This is a genomic window from Actinacidiphila bryophytorum (genome assembly GCF_016916835.1).
Classification (GTDB): Bacteria; Actinomycetota; Actinomycetes; order Streptomycetales; family Streptomycetaceae; genus Actinacidiphila; species Actinacidiphila bryophytorum.
Map to the genome: position 1 here is coordinate 67,406 of NZ_JAFFIX010000026.1, position 18,090 is coordinate 85,495.

Annotated in this window: 15 protein-coding genes and 1 pseudogene; 4 read left to right on the top strand and 12 right to left on the bottom strand. The window is 73.7% G+C overall.

The features are described from left to right. Positions 1–33: 33 nt before the first annotated feature. A complete protein-coding gene (locus JT723_RS28960; protein ID WP_205047785.1) occupies positions 34–1,818 on the bottom strand; it encodes a cation:proton antiporter in 1,785 nt (594 codons plus the stop codon). 341 nt (positions 1,819–2,159) lie between these two features. Between JT723_RS28960 and JT723_RS28965 the strand changes: the two genes are divergently transcribed. Further along, the gene (locus JT723_RS28965; RefSeq protein ID WP_205047786.1) at positions 2,160–3,707 is read left to right on the top strand and encodes a pectate lyase family protein; all 1,548 of its coding nucleotides are present in this window, start codon (positions 2,160–2,162) and stop codon (positions 3,705–3,707) included. A 220-nt stretch (positions 3,708–3,927) separates the two neighbouring features. On the opposite strand, the gene JT723_RS28970 is transcribed toward JT723_RS28965, so the two are convergent. Both JT723_RS28970 and JT723_RS28975 read right to left on the bottom strand, forming a co-directional pair. Continuing rightward, on the bottom strand, positions 3,928–4,734 hold the full coding sequence (locus JT723_RS28970) for an alpha/beta fold hydrolase (RefSeq protein ID WP_240166343.1): 807 nt from the start codon (positions 4,732–4,734) through the stop codon (positions 3,928–3,930). 34 nt (positions 4,735–4,768) lie between these two features. Further along, a complete protein-coding gene (locus tag JT723_RS28975; RefSeq protein WP_205047787.1) occupies positions 4,769–5,752 on the bottom strand; it encodes an RNA polymerase sigma-70 factor in 984 nt (327 codons plus the stop codon). 219 nt (positions 5,753–5,971) lie between these two features. Here JT723_RS28975 and JT723_RS28980 point away from each other — a divergent pair, with 219 nt between their 5' ends. Next, positions 5,972–7,519 carry an MFS transporter gene (locus JT723_RS28980; protein ID WP_265749827.1) on the top strand — a complete coding sequence of 516 codons (1,548 nt, stop codon included), beginning with the start codon at positions 5,972–5,974 and terminating at the stop codon, positions 7,517–7,519. Here JT723_RS28980 and JT723_RS28985 read toward each other — a convergent pair. After that, positions 7,510–7,950 (bottom strand): hypothetical protein, encoded by a 441-nt coding sequence (locus JT723_RS28985; RefSeq protein WP_205047788.1) that lies wholly within the window; start codon positions 7,948–7,950, stop codon positions 7,510–7,512. The two genes, JT723_RS28980 and JT723_RS28985, sit on opposite strands and share 10 nt — an antisense overlap. Positions 7,951–8,160: 210 nt before the next feature. Here JT723_RS28985 and JT723_RS28990 point away from each other — a divergent pair, with 210 nt between their 5' ends. Then, complete coding sequence (locus tag JT723_RS28990) at positions 8,161–10,620, top strand: ATP-binding protein (protein WP_205047789.1); 2,460 nt, start codon at positions 8,161–8,163, stop codon at positions 10,618–10,620. 3 nt (positions 10,621–10,623) lie between these two features. On the opposite strand, the gene JT723_RS28995 is transcribed toward JT723_RS28990, so the two are convergent. The 4 genes from JT723_RS28995 to JT723_RS29010 form a co-directional block, all read right to left on the bottom strand. After that, positions 10,624–11,820 (bottom strand): PP2C family protein-serine/threonine phosphatase, encoded by a 1,197-nt coding sequence (locus JT723_RS28995; protein WP_205047790.1) that lies wholly within the window; start codon positions 11,818–11,820, stop codon positions 10,624–10,626. A gap of 62 nt (positions 11,821–11,882) precedes the next feature. Next, complete coding sequence (locus JT723_RS29000; protein WP_205047791.1) at positions 11,883–12,716, bottom strand: tetratricopeptide repeat protein; 834 nt, start codon at positions 12,714–12,716, stop codon at positions 11,883–11,885. 89 nt (positions 12,717–12,805) lie between these two features. Further along, the gene (locus tag JT723_RS29005; RefSeq protein ID WP_205047792.1) at positions 12,806–13,261 is read right to left on the bottom strand and encodes a hypothetical protein; all 456 of its coding nucleotides are present in this window, start codon (positions 13,259–13,261) and stop codon (positions 12,806–12,808) included. Positions 13,262–13,280: 19 nt separating this feature from the next. Then, a complete protein-coding gene (locus tag JT723_RS29010) occupies positions 13,281–13,562 on the bottom strand; it encodes a hypothetical protein (RefSeq protein WP_205047793.1) in 282 nt (93 codons plus the stop codon). A gap of 93 nt (positions 13,563–13,655) precedes the next feature. On the opposite strand from JT723_RS29010, the pseudogene JT723_RS29015 reads away from it, so the two are divergent. Next, a pseudogene (locus JT723_RS29015) lies at positions 13,656–14,051 on the top strand (DUF1684 domain-containing protein); the annotation flags it as partial. Positions 14,052–14,076: 25 nt separating this feature from the next. Here JT723_RS29015 and JT723_RS29020 read toward each other — a convergent pair. From JT723_RS29020 to JT723_RS29035, 4 genes are all read right to left on the bottom strand, one after another. Further along, positions 14,077–15,930 carry a multicopper oxidase family protein gene (locus tag JT723_RS29020; RefSeq protein WP_205047795.1) on the bottom strand — a complete coding sequence of 618 codons (1,854 nt, stop codon included), beginning with the start codon at positions 15,928–15,930 and terminating at the stop codon, positions 14,077–14,079. A gap of 202 nt (positions 15,931–16,132) precedes the next feature. Then, positions 16,133–16,483: a DUF1707 SHOCT-like domain-containing protein gene (locus JT723_RS29025; protein WP_205047796.1), complete on the bottom strand. Its 351-nt coding sequence runs from the start codon at positions 16,481–16,483 to the stop codon at positions 16,133–16,135. Continuing rightward, positions 16,480–17,079 (bottom strand): winged helix-turn-helix domain-containing protein, encoded by a 600-nt coding sequence (locus tag JT723_RS29030; protein ID WP_205047797.1) that lies wholly within the window; start codon positions 17,077–17,079, stop codon positions 16,480–16,482. The genes JT723_RS29025 and JT723_RS29030 overlap by 4 nt, the downstream gene beginning before the upstream one ends. A 214-nt stretch (positions 17,080–17,293) precedes the next feature. After that, a complete protein-coding gene (locus JT723_RS29035) occupies positions 17,294–18,016 on the bottom strand; it encodes a S1 family peptidase (RefSeq protein WP_205047798.1) in 723 nt (240 codons plus the stop codon). Between the last annotated feature and the right edge of the window lie 74 nt (positions 18,017–18,090).

An 18,090-nucleotide genomic window follows, 5' to 3' on the forward strand; every position in this document is an offset into this window, starting at 1 on the left:
TGCCCGGCGGGCCGCGCGGGGCGTCCCGTACGGCTATCCGCCGGGCGTGTCGGGCGGTCCTGCGGCCGTCTGCGGGACCAGGACGACGGCGGTGTCGCCGGGCCGGGATTCGGGGCGGGAGCCCTGGGTGACCGGGACGAGCAGGCCGTCCGCCCGCACCACGAAGAGCAGTTCGTGGCCTGCGGGCAGCTCGCCGGGCGCGGGCAGGGTGCCGACCCGCGCACCGGCCTCGTAGCGCCGGTTCAGCTCCGGTCTGCTCAGGTCGCTGCCGAAGAGCGCGGGACCCCCGGTGTAGGGGGCGACCACGCCGTGCGCGCCGCTGGGGGCCGCGAGGCGGTGGACGGCGCCCTCGGTGGTCTGGCGCAGCGTCATCGAGGCGAGGGCGTTGAAGTCGTCCTCGTCGGTCAGCAGCAGCACCACGGTGACGCCCTCGAGCTCCGCGCCCGCCCCGCTGGCGTCGGCGAGCAGTTCGCCGGGGGCCAGCGGCAGGCCGGCCGCGGCGATCTTCTCGCGCTGGGCGGGCAGGCCCGCCCACATCAGCACGTCGAGCCCGGCGGAGCGCAGCGCCCGCGCCAGGTCCAGCACCCATGCGGCGCCGCCCACCAGCAGCGGGCGCGAGCGGGCCGGGCGCAGCACGCCCAGCCTGCGCGCGACCGGATGGGCCGTCAGCCCGTAGAGGGTGACGGTGGCGACGATCACCACGAAGGTGGCCGGGAGGATCTTGGCCGCGCCGCCGATGCCCTTGCCGACCAGAGTGGCCGAGAAGGTCGACGCGGTGGAGGCGGCGACGATGCCCCGCGGGTCCATCCAGGCCACGAACAGCCGCTCCTGGCGCGGGAGATCGGTGCCGTATGTGGCCACCGCGGTTGCCAGCGGGCGGACCACCAGCACCAGCACCGCGACCAGCGCGAGCGCGGGCAGCACCACGTGCCGCAGCGAGTGCGGGGTGACCGTCGCCGAGATGGAGACGAAGAGCAGCCCGATGATCATCGAGACCAGGGTGTCGAGGAAGGGCCGGCGGGCGGGCAGGTCGAGGCCCGGCAGGTTGGCCAGCGCCATCCCCATGGTCACGGCGGCGATCAGGCCGGTGTCGCCCCTGAGCACGTCGCAGGCGGCGGCCACGCCGACCACGGCGGCCAGTTGCACCGTCGTCCCCAGCACCTCGCCCAGCGGCACGTACCGCAGCAGCAGCCACAGCAGGGCGGCCCCGACCACCCCGCCGGCAAGTCCGATGCCGGCGCTGGCCATGAACGCCCCCACCTGCGCGGCGGCGCCCTTGCGCTGCGAGGCGACGACGCCGTGGAAGACCAGCGCGCCCAGGATGCCGCCGATCGGGTCGATCAGCGCGCCCTCCCAGATCAGGATGCGCTGCAGCCGCTCACGGGGGCGGACGAAGTCCAGCAGCGGGCCGACCACCGTCGGCCCGGAGACGACCAGGATCGCGCCGAGCATCACCGCCGCCTGCTTCGACATGCCCAGCAGCGGGTCGGCGAGCAGGGTCGCGGCCACCCAGGTGACGAGGGTGCCGATCCACAGCAGCCGGACCACCACCCGGCGGGTGTGGCCGCGCAGGCCGCCGAGGTCGAGGCCGAGGCCGGAGTCGTAGAGGATCACGGCGACCGCGAGCGAGACCATCGGCGAAAAGGCATGGCCCAGCAGCCGGTTCGGGTCGACGTCGTCGGTCAGGGCGCCCGCGGTGAATCCCGCGGGCAGCAGCACCAGGAGCGCGGGGACGCGCAGCCGGGACGCCAGCAGTTGCGAGCCGACCGCCAGCACGACGATCAGTCCCAGGCCTGCCATCACCTGGTTCTCGGTCAAGGCCGCGCCTCCCGCGGGTGACGGATCCTCGGGGACCTCCCCGGTGCGGTGACTCAATCACGCGCGCCTGCGGGCGCCGCCCGGCGACTCGCGGGCGTCATCCGCCGGCCGGCGCCGACTCCGCCGAACGGCCCAACGACCCCGGCGCAATCGCCGGGCCCCGACCGGCAGGCAGCGGGCCTGATGTGACGCAGGCGTAGAAAAGCGCTTTCTGTTCGTGTCCGAGCTATTGCCAACATCCTAAGGGGACTTTAAGCTCACGGCCCAGAAAGCGCTTTCTTAACGGGCCGACAGCACCCGGCCCCCACACCCCCCACGAAGAAAGCCCAGAGGAGACCAGGATGAGGCGACCAGTCGCGCTGCGACTCTCCGCGGCACTGGCCACGACGGCCCTGTCAGCCGCGACAGCGGCAGTCCTGTTGATGCCCGGCGCGTCCGCGGCCACCGCCGGCGCGACCGGCTACGCGAGCCAGAACGGCGGGACCACCGGCGGCGCCGGCGGCCAGACCGTGCGGGCCACGACGGGCACCGCGATCCACGCGGCCCTGTGCGGACGCGCCACCAGCAGCACCCCGATCACCATCCAGGTCGAGGGGACCATCACCGTCGGCAACACCAGCAAGGTGTCCGGCAGCAGCTGCAACACCGCGGACGGCGTGATCGAGCTGAAGCAGATCAGCAACGTCACGATCGTCGGCGTCGGCAGCGGCGCCGTCTTCGACCAGATCGGCATCCACGTCCGCGAGTCCAGCAACATCATCATCCAGAACGTGACCGTCCAGAACGTCAAGAAGTCCGGCTCCCCCACCTCCAACGGCGGCGACGCCATCGGCATGGAGAGCAACGTCCACAACGTCTGGGTCGACCACGTCAGCCTGCTGGCGTCAGGCGGCGAGGACGAGGGCTACGACAGCCTCATCGACCTGAAGAACAACACCCAGTACGTGACGCTGTCCTACAGCACCCTGCGCAACTCCGGCCGCGGCGGCCTGGTCGGGTCCAGCGACAGCGACCTGGACAGCAGCTTCGTGACGTACCACCACAACCTCTACGAGAACATCGACTCGCGCACCCCGCTGCTGCGCGGCGGCACCGCCCACACCTACGACAACTACTTCGTGGGCCTGACCAAGTCCGGCATCAACTCCCGGGCGGGCGCGCACGTGAAGGTGGAGAACAACTACTTCAAGGACTCCAAGGACGTCCTCGGCACCTTCTACACCGACCTGACCGGCTACTGGCAGGTCGCGGGCAACGTCTACGACAACGTGACGTGGACCGCCGACGGCACCGAGAACCACCCGGCAGGCCCCGACCCGCAGTCCAACACGACGGTCAGCATCCCGTACTCCTACGCCCTGGACGCGGCCGGCTGCGTGCCGAGCATCGTGACGCAGACGGCGGGCGCCAACAAGGGCCTGCAGGTGTCGAACGGCAGCTGCCAGACGCAGTCGCCGACGCAGAGCCCGACCCAGTCCCCGACCCAGTCGCCCACCCAGTCGCCGACCGGCCAGCCCGGCGGCACGAACCTCAGCCTCGGCGCCGGCTCGGACGGTTCGAGCAAGGCGAGCGGCACCAGCTACGGCAACGTGCGGGACGGCGACCTGGGCACCTACTGGTCGCCGGCCGGCTCCACCGGCTCCATCTCGATCAAGTGGGGCTCGGCCACCAGCATTTCGAAGATCGTGATCCGCGAGGCGTCCGGTTCGGCGGGCAGCATCGGCGCCTGGCGGGTGATCGACGCCGACACCGGGGCCGTGCTGACCTCGGGCAGCGGGGCGGGCGGCACCATCAGCTTCCCGCAGACCTCGCTGAAGAAGGTCACCTTCGAGATCACCAGCTCGTCCGGCACCCCGAAGGTCGCCGAGTTCGAGACCTACGCCGGCTAGGCCGTGTTTTGAAAGTAGCGCCGTCCGCCCACAGGGCGGGCCCCGCAGCGTCCGGTGCGTGCGATCGCAAGGCGGAGGGTCGTCCTCGTAGTGGGCCTACTCGGACGACTCCGACAACGCAGCGAGCGTGCGTGCCAGACGCCGCGGGGCAGGCGGGACTTCCAAAACACGGCCTAGCCGCCCAGCCCGGTGGCGGGGCCGCTCCTGACGGCGGCCCCCGTCACCGCCGCGCGGTGAACTCCAGCAGCAGCTGCGCGGTCGCGTCGGGCGCCTCGGCCATCGGCAGGTGCCCGACGCCCGGCAGCACCGCGACCCGGGCGCCGGGCACCGCGGCGTACGTGTGCGCCGAGGCCGGCTCCCAGCGGGGGTCGGCGCCGCCGAAGACGACCAGCAGCGGAATCCCCAGGCCCGCGAGCCGCCGCGGCACGGAACTCTCGCTGATGTAGGCGGTGTTGCCGCGCAGCACCGCCGTGAGCGCGCGGTAGGTGGTGCCCTCCAGTTCGCCGACCACGTCGTCGGGCACCTGCACGGGGCGTACGGACATCGCGGCGATCCACCGGCGGATCGCCGCGTCGGAACGCACCGCCCACAGGAGCCGGCCGAAGGGCGGGGCCGTCAGCGCGCGCAGGACCGGCGGCTGGCGGCGGAAGGCCTCGGGGCTCGGCCCCGTGCTGACCAGGGCGAGCGAGCCCACCAGGTCGGGGCGCGCCTCGGCGACGGCGGTGGCGACGTAGCCGCCGCTGGAGTGCCCGGCGACCGCGGCCGCGCGCACCCCGAGGCCGTCGAGCAGCTCCGCCACCCGGCCCGCCTGCGAGCGCACGTCGTAGGAGGCGGCCGGCTGCGAACGGCCGCAGCCGGGGAGGTCGACCCGGATCACGTGGTGGCGGGCGGCGAGTGCCGGGACCACCGGGTTCCAGAAGCCGCCCGACGCCCCCGAGCCGTGGATGAGCAGCAGCGGCGGCGCCTGCGGCGAGCCGTCGTGGACCACGTGCATGCCGTGCGTACGCCCGGTTCCCTCATCGCCCATGGCAGCGATGATGCCCGCTCCTGCACCTGCCGCGTCAGCGGCTGACCGGGGTCTCCTGCTCGACACGCGACAGCTTCTCGGGGTTGCGGACGTTGTACAGGCCGGAGACGCGGCCGTTGTCGAAGCGCACCGCGAGCACGCTGTCGAGTCCGCCGTCGATCCGGACGAGCAGCCCGGGGCCCGCGTTGACCTGCATCGGCTCGATGGTGACCTCGAAGCCGCGCTTGCCCCACAGCCCGGACAGCAGCCTTGCCACCTTCTCCGCGCCCTCGACGGGCCGCAGCATGGCCTGTTTGACGCCGCCGCCGTCGCTGAAGGCGACGACGTCCGGCGCGAGGATGTCCAGCAGGCGCTGCACGTCGCCGGTGCGCACCGCCCCCAGGAAGGCCTGGAGCGCGGCGTCGGTCTCGGCCGGCGAGACGGTGCCGCGCGGGCGGCGGGCGGCGACGTGCGCGCGGGCGCGGTGGGCGATCTGCCGCACGGTGGCCGGGGTCTTGTCGACGGCGGCGGCTATCTCGCCGTACTCGACGTCGAAGACCTCGCGCAGCACGAACACCGCACGCTCGGTCGGCGCCAGCGTCTCCAGCACCACCAGCATCGCCATCGAGACGCTCTCGGCGAACTCGACGTCCTCGGCCACGTCGGGCGAGGTCAGCAGCGGCTCCGGCAGCCACGGGCCGACGTAGGACTCCTTGCGCCGGTCGAGGGCGCGCAGCCGGGTCAGCGCCTGGCGGGTGACGATCCGCACCAGGTAGGCGCGTTTGGCGTGCACGGTGTCGGGGTCGACGCCCACCCAGCGCAGCCAGGTCTCCTGCAGGACGTCCTCGGCGTCGGTTGCGGAGCCGAGGATCTCGTAGGCGACGGTGAACAGCAGGTTGCGGTGGGCGACGAACTCCGCGGTGGCCACGTCCACCGACTCCAGGCCGTCCAGGCGTCGGTCACCCGCACGGCCTGCCGATCGGTCGGCGCTGCCGGGCAGTTCCGCCGCGTCCGTGGTCGGTGTGCTGCTGTCGCTCATGCCTGGCTCCCTGCCGTCCGCTCCGCGCATCCCACACGCACCAGACGCCGGCCGCCACCGCTTTGTGACACCTCCCGCCGGTGGCCCAGGTCACATGTCCGACGTGTCACAGCGTGCCGCGGCGCCGCATCACCTTTTCGCCGGGACGCGGCGCCACCGCCGTGCGGCGGGCGTCCCCCGGCGGCTCGAACCGTTCGGCGTTCCGTGTGTGACAAGGAGATGATCGTGGCAGCGCACAGTGCGGCCCCCGCGGCCGGGACCGGCCCCAAGCCGGCAGGAGCGGCGGACCAGGATCCGAGGCGGTGGCTGGTTCTCGCCGTCATCGCCGCCGCCCAGCTCATGGTCGTCCTCGACCTGACCGTGATGAACCTCGCGCTGCCGTCGGCGCAGCGCGCGCTCGGCTTCTCGACCGCCGACCGGCAGTGGGTGGTGACCGCGTACGCCCTGTCCTTCGGCGGCCTGCTGCTCTTCTGCGGCCGGCTGGGCGACCTGGTGGGCCGCAAGGTCACCTTCCTGACCGGGCTCGCCGGCTTCGCCGCCGCCTCGGCCGTCGGCGGCGCCGCGACCAGCTTCTCGATGCTGGTGGCGGCCCGCGCCTGCCAGGGCGTCTTCGGCGCGCTGCTGGCGCCGTCCGCCCTGTCGCTGCTGGCCACGACCTTCAAGGACCCCAAGGAGCGGGCCAAGGCCTTCGGTGTCTTCGGCGCCGTCGCCGCCGCGGGCGGCGGCCTGGGGCTGCTGGTCGGCGGGGCGCTGACCACGTACCTGTCCTGGCGGTGGTGCATGTACATCAACACCGGCTTCGCCGCGGTCGCCATCGCCGGCGGCGTCCTGCTGATCGGCAGGCAGCAGAAGGCACCGGCCGGCCGGCTGGACGTGCCGGGCGTAGTGACCGTCTCCGGCGGCATGTTCTGCCTGGTCTACGGCTTCGCCAACGCCGCCTCGCACAGCTGGCACACGCCCTCGACGTGGAGCTTCCTGATCGCGGGCGTCGCGCTGCTGACGGTGTTCGCGGCCTGGCAGTCGCGTGCCGCGCACCCGCTGCTGCCGCCGCGCGTGGTCCTGGACCGCAACCGCGGCGGCGCCTACCTGACCGTCCTGGTCTTCGGCGCCGCGACCTTCGGGCTCTTCCTCTTCCTCATCTACTACATGCAGGTGACCCTGGGGTATTCGGCGGTGCGCTCCGGTGTGGCCATGCTGCCGACCGTGGTCCTCGCCGGGGCCGGCGCCACGATCGGCAACACCCGGCTGCTGCCGCGCTTCGGCCCCAAGCCGATGGTCGTCGCGGGCATGCTGCTCAATGCCGCGGCCATGCTGTGGCTCACCCGGATCGGCGCGCACTCGGGGTACGCCTCCGCGCTGCTGGGTCCGCTGATGGTCAGCGGTACGGGCAACGGCCTGATCTTCGGCATGGTCGCCGCGACGGGTACGTTCGGTGTGGCGCCGCAGGACGCGGGAGTGGCCTCGGCGAGCATCAACACCGGGCAGCAGCTGGGCGGTTCGATCGGCACCGCGCTGCTCAACACCATCGCGGCCAGCGCCTCGACGCACTACGCCGCGGACCACCTGCACGGGCGGCCGACCCCGCAGCTGCTGCAGGCCGCGGCGATCCACAGCTATGTGACGGTCTTCTGGTGGTGCGCCGGGATCTACGTGGCCGGCGCCCTCGTGTGCGGCTCGCTGCTGCGCCGCGGCCCGCTGAGCCGGCCCGCGGACCTCCCTGTGCGGGAACCGTCGGAGCCGGCCGCAGCGGCGCCGGGTCAGCTGTAGGTCACCCCGCTGAGCGAGCAGTAGCGGACGTAGGGGCCGGGGTAGACGTACATGTCCTGGCAGTTGCCGTTCGCGGTGATGGTGGAGGTGCCGGGAGTGATCGCGTAGCGGTACCCCTCCCACATCGGGGTCTGCGGCTGGTTGTCGCAGAAGCCGGTGTTGATCGCCAGCGCGGTGGCGTCCGAGGGGATGAAGACGGTGAAGTACTTGACGAGGCCCGAGGCGTAGCTCGACCCGTCGGGGTAGTACCAGCCGGAGCCGTTGTCGACGCTCAGGCCGTAGGGCAGGCCGGTGGAGCAGGTCAGCGCCAGCTGGAGGGTGCGCGTGGTGGCGGCCGATGCGGTCTGCGGCACGGCCGCCGCCAGGAGCAGGGCGGCGCCGGCCGCCGCGAGCACGGCGGCCGGCCTCCTGCGCGAACGACGTGTGGTCATGGGTACACCGGTGTCCTTTCAGGCGTGCACGGCACAGGGCATGGGGGGACGCGGACGCCGAACGTGCGGGCGTGCGCCCCATGGTGGGTGCCGCCCGCCGCGGCGGGCGCGGATTCCGAACGCCGCCGAATTCCGCCGAAGAGCGGCGAAGGCCGACTGCCGCTGCGCAGGCGGCTGTTATGCTGCGGTCACGCCATCAGTGTTCGATTCGTGCTCACTTCGCAGTCGACGGAGAGCGGTGCGGTGATGGCGCATGGCGTGCAGGAGCCCTTACCCGAGCCGACCGGCTCGCCCGCCTCGGCCGCGGCCGGTGCGCGCACCCTGGAGGAACTGGCCGCGCTGTTACGGGACCTGCGCCGCCGGCACGCGCGCAGCCGCAGGGACAGCACCCTGACCTACCGCGAACTCGCCCTGAGGACCGGCTGGTCCCAGACGGCGATCGCCGAGTACTTCACCGCCCGCACCCTGCCGCCGACCGACCGCTTCGACGCGCTGCTCAAGGTGCTGAGCGCCACCCCGGCCGAGCAGCGCGCGCTGGCCACCGCACGGGACCGTATCGAGGAGGCCGCCCGCAAGGCCAGGCGCCGCAAGGCCGGCCCTGTCGCGATCCCCCCGCCTCCCCGGACCGTGCCGCCCCGGCCCGTGCCGCGCCAACTGCCCGCCCCGCCGGGGACCTTCACCGGTCGCGCCCGCGAACTTGCCGACCTGGACGCCGCCTTGGACGTCGCACCGCAGACTCCCGGCGCACCCGGCATCTGCACGGTGAGCGGGATGGGCGGGATCGGCAAGACCTGGCTGGCCCTGCACTGGGCGCACGCGGGCCAGGACCGCTTCCCGGACGGCCAGCTGTACGCGGACCTGCGCGGCTTCGACCCCTCGGGCCGCCCCGCCGAGCCGGCCGCGGTGCTGCACGGCTTCCTCGACGCCCTGGGCGTGGAGCCCGCGGCGATCCCGGTCGGGCAGCAGGCCGCGACCGCGCTCTTCCGCAGCCTCACCGCGGGCCGGCGGATGCTGCTCGTGCTGGACAACGCGCGCGACACCGCACAGGTCGCGCCGCTGCTGCCGGGCGGCGCGGCCTGCCGGGTGCTGGTCACCGGCCGCCGCCGGCTCACCGGCCTGGTCGCCGCGCACGGCGCCCGCCCCGTCGCCCTCGACGTGCTGCCGGGCGAGGAGGCGGCAGGGCTGCTCGCCCGGCACCTGGGCCGCACCCGGCTGGAGCGGGAGCCGGCCGCGGCGGCGGCCCTGCTGGGCTGCTGCGCGGGGCTGCCGCTGGCGCTCGGCATCGTCGCGGCCTGCGCCGCCACCCACCCCGACCTGTCGCTGCGGGCGCTGGCCGCCGAGCTGGCCGGCAACCCGCTCGACGCGCTGGACGCCGGGGAACCGCAGGCCGACCTGCGGGCCGTCCTGTCCTGGTCCAGCCGCGCCCTGTCCCCCGGCGCCGCCCGCGCACTGGCGCTGCTGGGCATCGCGCCGGGACCTGACATCGCCCCCGCGGCAGCCGCGGCACTGCTCGGCCTGCCGGACCCGGCGGCCCGCGCCCTGCTGCGCGAGCTGGACCACGCCCACCTCGTCCGGCGCGACGCGGCAGGCCGCTACCGCATGCACGACCTGCTCCGCCTGCACGCGGCGGAGCAGGCCCGCGACCGGCACACCCCCGCGGAGCGGGACGCGGCGCTGCGCCGGGCGATCGGCCACTACACCGACACCGCCTGCGCGGGCGCCCGCGTCCTCGCCCCGCACGACCCGGCGCCGCTGCCCGGCGGGTACGAGCCGGGGAGCCCGCCCTTTCCGCTGCCGGACGCGGCAGCCGCGATGGACTGGTTCGACGCCGAGCACACCAATTTACTGGCCGCGCAGCAGGCGGCCGCCGGCCACGGCTGGGACGCACAGGTCTGCCGCCTGGCCCGGGCGCTCGACCCCTACCACCGCCGCCGCGGCCACCTCGCCGACGCCGCCGCGGCCTGGCAGCTGGCGGTGACCGCGGCCGGGCGGCTGGGCGACCCGGCGCCACGCGCCCAGGCCCACCAGATGCTCGGCGACGCCCACGCCCAGCTCGGCGGCACCGCCGACGCCCTGCGGCACCTGGCCCAGGCCCTGGAACTGGCCGAGCTGACCAGCGACACCGCAGGTCAGGGCGAGATCCACCACAGCCTCGGCGGCGCCTGGGAACGGCACGGCGACGACCGCCGCGCCCTGGAGCACGCCCGCCGGGCGCTCGCGGTCTTCCAGGCCCTGGGCGACACCTACCGGCAGGCCCGCGCCCTCAACGCCGTGGGCTGGCTGCGGACCCGGCTCGGCGACCACACGGCGGCCCGCGCCGACTGCACCGCCGCCCTGGCCCTGCTGCTCCAGCACCCGGCCGACCACCGCCAGCTCGGCGAGTCCAGCACCCTGGACAGCCTCGGCCACATCGCCCACCGCCTCGGCGAGTACGACACGGCGCTCGGCCACTACCGGCGGGCGCTGGCCATCTGCCGCGCCCAGGGTCACAGCCACCTGGAGGCCGACGTCCTGCACCGCACCGCCGAGACCCACCTGGCCCGCCGCAGCCCCGCCGAGGCCCGCACCGCCTGGGAGCAGGCCCGCGCCCTCTACACCGCCCAGCACCGCACGGCCGACGCGGACCGCGTACGGGAGCTCCTGGCGGGTCTCGGCGGCCCTGTGTCGTAACCCCTACGCGGGAGGCCGCCGGTGCTCCGCGACCTTGCAGCGGGCGGGCGCCCGCTCGGGCTCCGGCGCGGGGAAATCGCCCGGGAGGTCGTGGCGGACCGCGACCATCGCCGCGTCGTCGCCGAGGGAGCCCGCGGTGTAATGCAGCAGGTCCTCGCGCAGCACGCCGAGCAGGTCGACCGGGCGGACCTCCCCGTCGACCAGCAGGGGCAGCCGGTCGGCCAGCGGGTAGAAGCGGCCGTCGCCGTCGCGGGCCTCGGTGACGCCGTCGGTGTAGAGCAGCAGCGTGTCGCCGGGCTCGAAGGCGAAGACGTCGGGCTCCGCGCAGGACACCCGCGGCTGCAGTACGCCGATCGGGGGCGCGTACTGCCGCGGCGAGAGTGTGCTGACCCGGCCGTCGTGCAGGCGCAGCGGCGCCGGGTGGCCGCTGTTGAGGACGCTGATGTGCGCCTCGCGGTCGGGGACGTCGATCAGGGCCGCGGTGATGAAGGACTCCGCGGCGTCCGGACCCTGCCGGCTCGGGCGGGCGAGCCCCCAGCTGACCACCGCCTCCAGTTCCGACTGCAGCGCCCGCAGCGGCAGCTCCCGGTGCGCGGCGCTGCGGAAGGCACCGAGCAGCAGGTCCGCGTCGTCCACGGCCGTCAGGCCCTTGCCGCGGACGTCCCCGATGAGCAGCCGCGTCCCGTGGCGGGTGCGTACCGCCGCGTAGAGGTCGCCGCCGATACGGGCCTGGTCGGCGGCGGCCTCGTAGCGGAAGGCGACCGACAGCGGGCCGATACGGGGCGGCAGCGGCTGCAGCACCACCCGCTGTGCGGCCTCGGCCACCGAGCGCACCTGTCTCAGCTCGGCGCTGTGCCGCTCGCGCAGCCGGCAGAAGAAGACCGTGAAGGCGGAGATCACGATGAGCGAGGCGAGCTGGCTCTCGTGGTTGGACGTGGTGATGCTGTTGCGCACCGCGGCTATCGTGAACAGCGCGGCGGTGGCCAGGATGCCGATCAGCGCGGTCAGCCGGGAACTGCCGAAGGACGCGGTGAGCGCGGGTGCGACGACCAGCAGCGGCCCCAGGTGCACCTCCTGCGGTGCCAGCACGTCGGCGACGGTGATCACCACGATGAAGGCGATCGGGATCGCCACCAGGCCCCGGTTCGACTGCCAGGACCAGCCGGTGTCCTTGCCAGGCGCCGACCACGGGAACCGCATACTTCTTCGTTACACCCATTCCCAGGGCGCTGCTACTCGCGGGCCCGGCGGCCGGCCCGCACTCAGGCGGAACCGATGCGGTCCAGCAGCGCCTGCGCGTCGGCGGTGCCGCGGTGTTCCGGGCCGTGGGCGGCCAGCCGCGCCCGGTGGGCCGCCGCCGCATGGGTCCGCGCCTCGGCTGTGCGGCCCAGGCCCAGGAGCGCCGTGGCCCTGGCCAGGCCCGCGGCGCCGGACTCGGCGTGCCGCTCACCCTCGGGCAGAGCCTGCCACAGCGCGTCGGCGCGTTCCGCCGCGGCGAGCGCCTCCTCGTGGCGGGCCTGGCCGTTGAGGCTGCGGGCCAGGACTGCGAGCAGGGTGACGGTGAACCTGTCCTGCTGGGCGCCCAGCGCCGCCAGCGCCTCGCGTGCGGTCGCCTCGGCCTCCTCGTGCCGGCCCTGCTCGGTGAGCGCGAAGGCCAGGCCGTTGCGTGCGGCGGCGGCCGCGAACCCCGTCTCCTCCGAGCCGCCCCGCTCCGCGATCCGGGCGACGGCCGCGCACTCCGCCTCGCACTCGGCGTACCGGCCCAGCCGGGCCAGCTCCTGGGCGCGGTCCGAACGCAGTTTGAGGGTGAGGACGGCCTCCGCGCCGAAGACCCTGCCGAAGTCCGGCAGCAGCCTGTCGTACACGGCGACGGCTTCCGCGTGCCGCCCCTGCGCGCTCGTCGCGAGCCCGACCAGGCTCCACGCAACGAGCGCGACCTGGTCGTCGCGCAACGTGGAGCGCGACTCGGCGACAGCGCGTGCCGCGGACTCCGCCGCGACGTAGCGGCCCGCCTTGTAGAGGCCGACGGGTTGGTCGAGCGGCGACCCCGCCGCCGCCGGCGCATCGTGCCGACCGCGCGACCGGAAGAGTTTCATGTCCGGAGCATACGGATCCTGCGCACGCGCGTTCGGCGAATCAGCAGGAAAGGCGGGCACGGTGAGGTGCGCGGGGTCGGAAGAACGTGTCAGAAGAACCAGACGACGAGGCGTACGTTGTCCGCTCCGTGAAGCGCACCGAGCGTGCGCATCACGGTCCAGACGGGTCCCCAGTCGATGCCGTCCCCCGCGGCCCCTGCCCGGGTGCGCGCGCCGGAGGCGTCGGTCTCCTGCCAGTCGGCGGCGGCGAGTTCCGCCCAGGTCACGTGCGTGGTGCCGTACACGTCGCCGGGCGCTTCCGCGGAGGGCGCGTACGCGGCGCGCAGGGCCTGCGACGCGTCGCCGGGAAAGCCGCGGCCTTCTGCCAGCGGGCGGAATCCGAAGGAGTTGCGGACGCCGAAGAGACAGGCGAGGCCGTCGTAGGCGTTCCCGCCGTTCAGCAGGAACAGGTCGATTCCCGCGACCCAGACGGAGTCCTCGTCGTCGGGACCCCACAGGCGGGCGCCCGGCCGGCACTCGATCATGCCGCTGATGTCGGTCGACATACGGCCATGGTGCCAGCTCTCAGCGGCCGGGCGGGGGTGTGCCGGCCAGCAGTGCCCAGAGGACGACGACGGCGGTGAGGCCGGTGAGTTCGAGCAGCACGGACCGCCGCAAGGCCGCGGGCGCGAGGCGGCGGCTCTTCCTGCGGCCGGCCGCGGCGGCCGGCACCAGGAAGAGCCCGGCCTCGGCCGGCAGGAGGTCGCCGAGGCCCGTTTCTCGGTGGGCCAGGTAGACGCCACCGGCGCCGCGGCCCAGCTCGCCTCGCGTTCCGCCGACCGCACCGCGGCACCGCTGGCCTTCCACGGCAGCCGCTTCCGGCGGCTGGAAGATCCCGCCGCCACCCCCCGTCCCACCGGACCCGAGGAGTCGTCATGACCGCACACGCAGACACCACCGCAGCCCCGGCCGACGACGGTGGGCGCCGCGGTCGAGGGCCTCCAGCACGTCTACGACGCCCCGGGCGAGGTCGAGATCGAGATCGACGGCACGACCCACCGGCTGACCGCCTTCAACGGCCAGGCCCCCGGCAGCCTGCTGGTGCTGTTCACCGACGCCACCTCGGGGGTGACCACCTACGCCGCCGGCCGCTCGCTGTCGATCGACGTGCCGGACCCCGAGGGCCGTATCCTGGTCGACTTCAACCGCGCCTCCAACCTGCCCTGCGCCTACACCGACCTGGCGACCTGCCCGCTGCCGCCGGCCGGCAACCGGCTGCCGGTGCCGGTCGAGGCGGGCGAGAAGACCCCGACCGGACCGGCGCACACGGCCAGGTCGGTCCCCGGCGGGAAGTAGCGCCCCGGCCGGGCCGCAGGGCGGATCACCCGTTGGGCTGCACGATCGTCCACGGGCGCATCAGGTCGTCGTCCTCGTGTTCGAGGATGTGGCAGTGGTGGACGTAGGTCGCCGGGAGTTCTGCGCCGCTGCCGGGGATCGACGCGATCGGCTGCGTCGGCGGGGTGAAGTCCGGGATCACGATCCTGGTGACCTGCTCGGGGTAGGCGCGCACGGTGTCCTTGTTGGAATCCGCCTCGTCGGGGTCCGGCGGGTAGGGCGGCCCGGTGAGGTAGTTCTCCAGCACCGGCAGGTCCTGCGGCCTGCGCCCGCCGTCGATCCACTTCTCGTACTGCGCCTGGTAGGCGGTCGCGTCGATGGGCTGCCGGTTCAGCACCTGGAAGTTGATGAGGTGGACGTGCATGGGGTGCGCGTCGTGGTTGGGGTTGACGTACTCCCACACCTCGCTCGCACCGTTCTCGACGAAGTCCTGGGAGGGCTCCTCGAAGGGCACCGCGTTGAAGGTCATGGTGTGGAAGAGCTGGTGCTGGTAGACGACCCACTGCCGGCGCCTGGTCTGCGGTGTGACCTCGACCGGCGGGACGACGTCGGGCAGCCGCAGCTTGTCCGGTGGTGTCGAACGGTCCGCGCCCGACAGCGGTTTGGTGACCTGGAACTCCATCACCTCGCCGATCTCCGGGCCGTCGCCGCCGGGGAAGTGGACGGGCGCGTTGTAGTTGGTCAGCTGGATCTTGGTGCCCATCGGCATCGCGCTGAAGTCGACGAGCAGGTCGTAGCGTTCTGCCGGGCTGATCAGGAAGTTCAGCATCTGCAGCGGCTTGCGGAAGCCGCCGTCGGTGCCGATCAGCCAGAACGGCAGCGTGGGCTGCGGCAGGACGTCGTCGGGGGTGACGAACTGCAGCCGCCAGAAACGCTCGTTGGAGGCGTTGAGCACCCGCAGCCGGTAGCGCCGTGGCTCGACGGCCAGGAAGGGGTAGGCCTTGCCGTTGACGACCGGGGTGTCCTCGCCCTGCCGATCCATCATCGTGTACGCGAGGGTGCCGTCGTCGCGAAAGGTCCGGTCCTGGATGACCAGCGGGACCTCGAACTCGCCCTGCGGCAGCCCGAGCCGCTCGTCCGCCGGGTCGCGGACGACGTACAGCCCGGCGAGGCCCGCGTAGACGTTGACGCTGGTCATCCCCATGGCGTGGTCGTGATACCACAAAAGGCAGGAATCGTCGTGGTTGGTGTAGGCGTAGATCGCCTCGTTGGGCGCGGCGTGCTCGGGGTCCAGGGTGGAGTACGACTCGGCGTGCACACCGCGCGGGCTGTAGGACTGCTTCGGCATGCCGTCGGACTGCGGTGGCGTGTAACCGCCGTGCTGGTGGACGACGTTCCACACGTCGACGTCGGCGGGGAAGGGCTGCACCGGCTGGTAGGGCGGCGGCGGGGTCGGAGTCAGCTGCGGGTTGCCGCTGCGGATGGCGTCGATCACCGCGGGGAACAGGTGCTCGGTGGGCAGTTCGTTGCGCCACTTGACGACCGTGGGGTGGTCCACCGTCACGTCGAGGGTCGGCCCGAGGTAGCCCATGCCGATCGGCTGGTGCCGGTCGTGCGGGTTCGCCGCCCAGTAGCCCCACACCGTGGCCGGTCCCAGGTCGCGGTGGAAGCACCACGAGCCCTGGCGCATGGTGATGTCGTAGTAGTCCGCCCCCGGATAGGCCGAGGTGTCGGCGACGGCCGTCGGCGGTACGGGCAGCGGGTCGACGAACTTCTCCAGCGGCGGTGTCGTCGGGATGGCCGTGTCCGCGGCCGTCCCGCCCCCCATCGCGGGCACCCGCGCCTGCGCCTCCGCCGCGCCCAGTGGCAGCATGGCGGCGCCTCCCGCGGCACCGGCCATGAGGACTCTCCTGCGTGCGACCATCTCTCCCGGCCTTCCCTCGGCTCACCCGACGCCCAAGGGATACAAGGCCGTTCTGCTGCGCTGCCGCAGCGTGCCGGTTCGCCTGGTCAAAGTCACCCGGAGGGCCGACCCGGCCGCGGATTCCGCAGGTAGTCGCCCAGTTCCATGGAATGACAACCGCCAGTTCCGGGCGTCAGGTTCAGCTCTGCCCGGTGGCCGCGCCCCCGCTCGGTCTCCTGCCGGGGGCCGGGCGGCGGGCGATCAGCCAGTAGACGAGCGCGGCGGGCGGCGCGACGCACAGCAGGACGACCAGCAGGCGGGAGTCGACGCCCCCGCCCTGCCGGGTCGCCTCCGCCTCGGCGGGCAGGTCCCGTACCAGGGCGTCCAGTTGGGCGCGGCTGCGCGCCCGGTAGGCCAGGGCAACGCGCTCCTCCAGCTCGGGCAGGGTCAGCCGGCCGACGGCGTAGTGGTGCTGCAGCAGCGCCTCGACGGCGTCGCGTTCCGCGTCCGAGGCGCGTATGGGCGCCAGGTGCTCCTCGTGGTCCGTCATGGCTGCCTTCCGGGCAGGTCTGCGGCGGGCGGGGTGTGCGGGTCGGGCGGAGGCGGGCGGTCCTGCAGGTCGACGAGCGCGACGACCACCCGCGTCCAGGAGCCGGGAGCGTCGCGGTCCCCGAAGCGCTCGGCGAGGCCCGCGATGTGCTCGCGGAGGTCGGCGAGCGCCTCGTCGGTCAGCCGCAGCGCCCCGCGGTGCAGGTCGACCTCCCGGCGGCCGCCGGCCTGCCGCGAGCGGTAGGCGGCGCTGATGTCGGCCCGGGTGGCGTCCAGCATCGAGCCGAGGAAGTCGGCCATCTCCTCGGGGGTCGCGGCGTCGCCGGGGGGTTCGGTGACGGCGGGGGCGTAGACGCGCTCGACCTTGCCGTGCGCGAGCGGGCGGTATTCGGCGATCCCGACCAGGCCTGCCGCTTCCAGCCGGCCCAGGTGGTAGTAGAGCCGGTCGGCGGGGAGGCCGGTGCGGTCGGCGAGTTCGCGTGCGGACCGCGGCTCCTCCCACAGCGCTTCGAGGAGCCGGATGCGCAACGGGTCGGCGAGCGCCTTGTGCACCCCGTGCCAGCTCCGCTGCGTACTGCCCTGCCCCTGCTCCCCCATCGACCGCCTCCGGTGGCTGCACGAATTCCCGCTGATTGGAAAACTCTACAACCAGCCGTCGCGCAGGCCTAGGCCGTGTTTTGGAAGTCCCGCCTGCCCCGTGGGCGGACGGCGCTACTTCCAAAACACGGCCTAGTTGCACGCGTACGGCGATGTCGGCGGCGTGTACGTCACCGGCCGCGCGGGTGCGGCTCGGTACGTGCCCGATACGGGCTCAGTACAGGGTCAGGCCGTAGGCGGCCAGGACCTCGGCGAGGGGCTGGTAGTAACTGGTGCCGCCCGACGTGCAGTTGCCCGATCCACCGGAGAAGAGGCCGAGGGCCGTGGAGCCCGCGACGAGCAGGCCGCCGGTGTCGCCGGGCTCGGTGCAGACGGTGGTGGCGATCAGGCCGGTCACGATCTGGCCGCCGCCGTAGTTGACGGTGGCGTTGAGTGCGGTGACCGTGCCGCAGTGCACACCGCTGACCGGGCTCGTACGGCAGACCCGCTCGCCGACGTAGGGGCTGCCGGGCGTGTAGCCGCCGCCGGGGTGCGGGACGGCCGGGTTGTCGTAGCGGATCAGGCCGTAGTCGTTGCCGGGGAAGGACGTGGCGACGGTGGGGCCGATGTAGGTGGTGAGGGCGGGGGACGCGTACCAGGCCGAGGTCCCCAGGGTGCAGTGGCCGGGCATGATGATGAAGTAGGCGCTCGCGTTGCGGGCGTTGACCACGGTGCGGCAGGCGGTGCCGTTGTCCGCGTAGATCGTGTCGCCTGCGGAGACCTGCGGCCGTACGGTGGCGGCCGAGACGGAAGAAGCGGCCGCAGCCGAGGGGGCGGCCTGGGCGGAAGGTGTGGCCGCGGCCGCGGTCTGGCCGCCCGCGACGGCGGCGAGCGCGACCGCGGCGAGGCCGATGCGGCGGGCGGCGGCCCGGGCGGTGAAGCGGTGTCCGATCCTCAACAGGACCTCCTGGGTGGGCGGGTCGCGTCGCCGTGCCGCACTGGCCCCTGTGGACGCCACGGACCGGTGCCCGT

Bases quoted from the DNA above. Each gene is read 5' to 3' on its own strand.
- JT723_RS28965 (WP_205047786.1), top strand. From the start codon at position 2,160: ATGAGGCGACCAGTCGCGCTGCGACTCTCCGCGGCACTGGCCACGACG.
- JT723_RS28970 (WP_240166343.1), bottom strand. From the start codon at position 4,734: ATGGGCGATGAGGGAACCGGGCGTACGCACGGCATGCACGTGGTCCAC.
- JT723_RS28975 (WP_205047787.1), bottom strand. From the start codon at position 5,752: ATGAGCGACAGCAGCACACCGACCACGGACGCGGCGGAACTGCCCGGC.
- JT723_RS28980 (WP_265749827.1), top strand. From the start codon at position 5,972: ATGATCGTGGCAGCGCACAGTGCGGCCCCCGCGGCCGGGACCGGCCCC.
- JT723_RS28985 (WP_205047788.1), bottom strand. From the start codon at position 7,950: ATGACCACACGTCGTTCGCGCAGGAGGCCGGCCGCCGTGCTCGCGGCG.
- JT723_RS28995 (WP_205047790.1), bottom strand. From the start codon at position 11,820: ATGCGGTTCCCGTGGTCGGCGCCTGGCAAGGACACCGGCTGGTCCTGG.
- JT723_RS29000 (WP_205047791.1), bottom strand. From the start codon at position 12,716: ATGAAACTCTTCCGGTCGCGCGGTCGGCACGATGCGCCGGCGGCGGCG.
- JT723_RS29005 (WP_205047792.1), bottom strand. From the start codon at position 13,261: ATGTCGACCGACATCAGCGGCATGATCGAGTGCCGGCCGGGCGCCCGC.
- JT723_RS29020 (WP_205047795.1), bottom strand. From the start codon at position 15,930: ATGGCCGGTGCCGCGGGAGGCGCCGCCATGCTGCCACTGGGCGCGGCG.
- JT723_RS29025 (WP_205047796.1), bottom strand. From the start codon at position 16,483: ATGACGGACCACGAGGAGCACCTGGCGCCCATACGCGCCTCGGACGCG.
- JT723_RS29030 (WP_205047797.1), bottom strand. From the start codon at position 17,079: ATGGGGGAGCAGGGGCAGGGCAGTACGCAGCGGAGCTGGCACGGGGTG.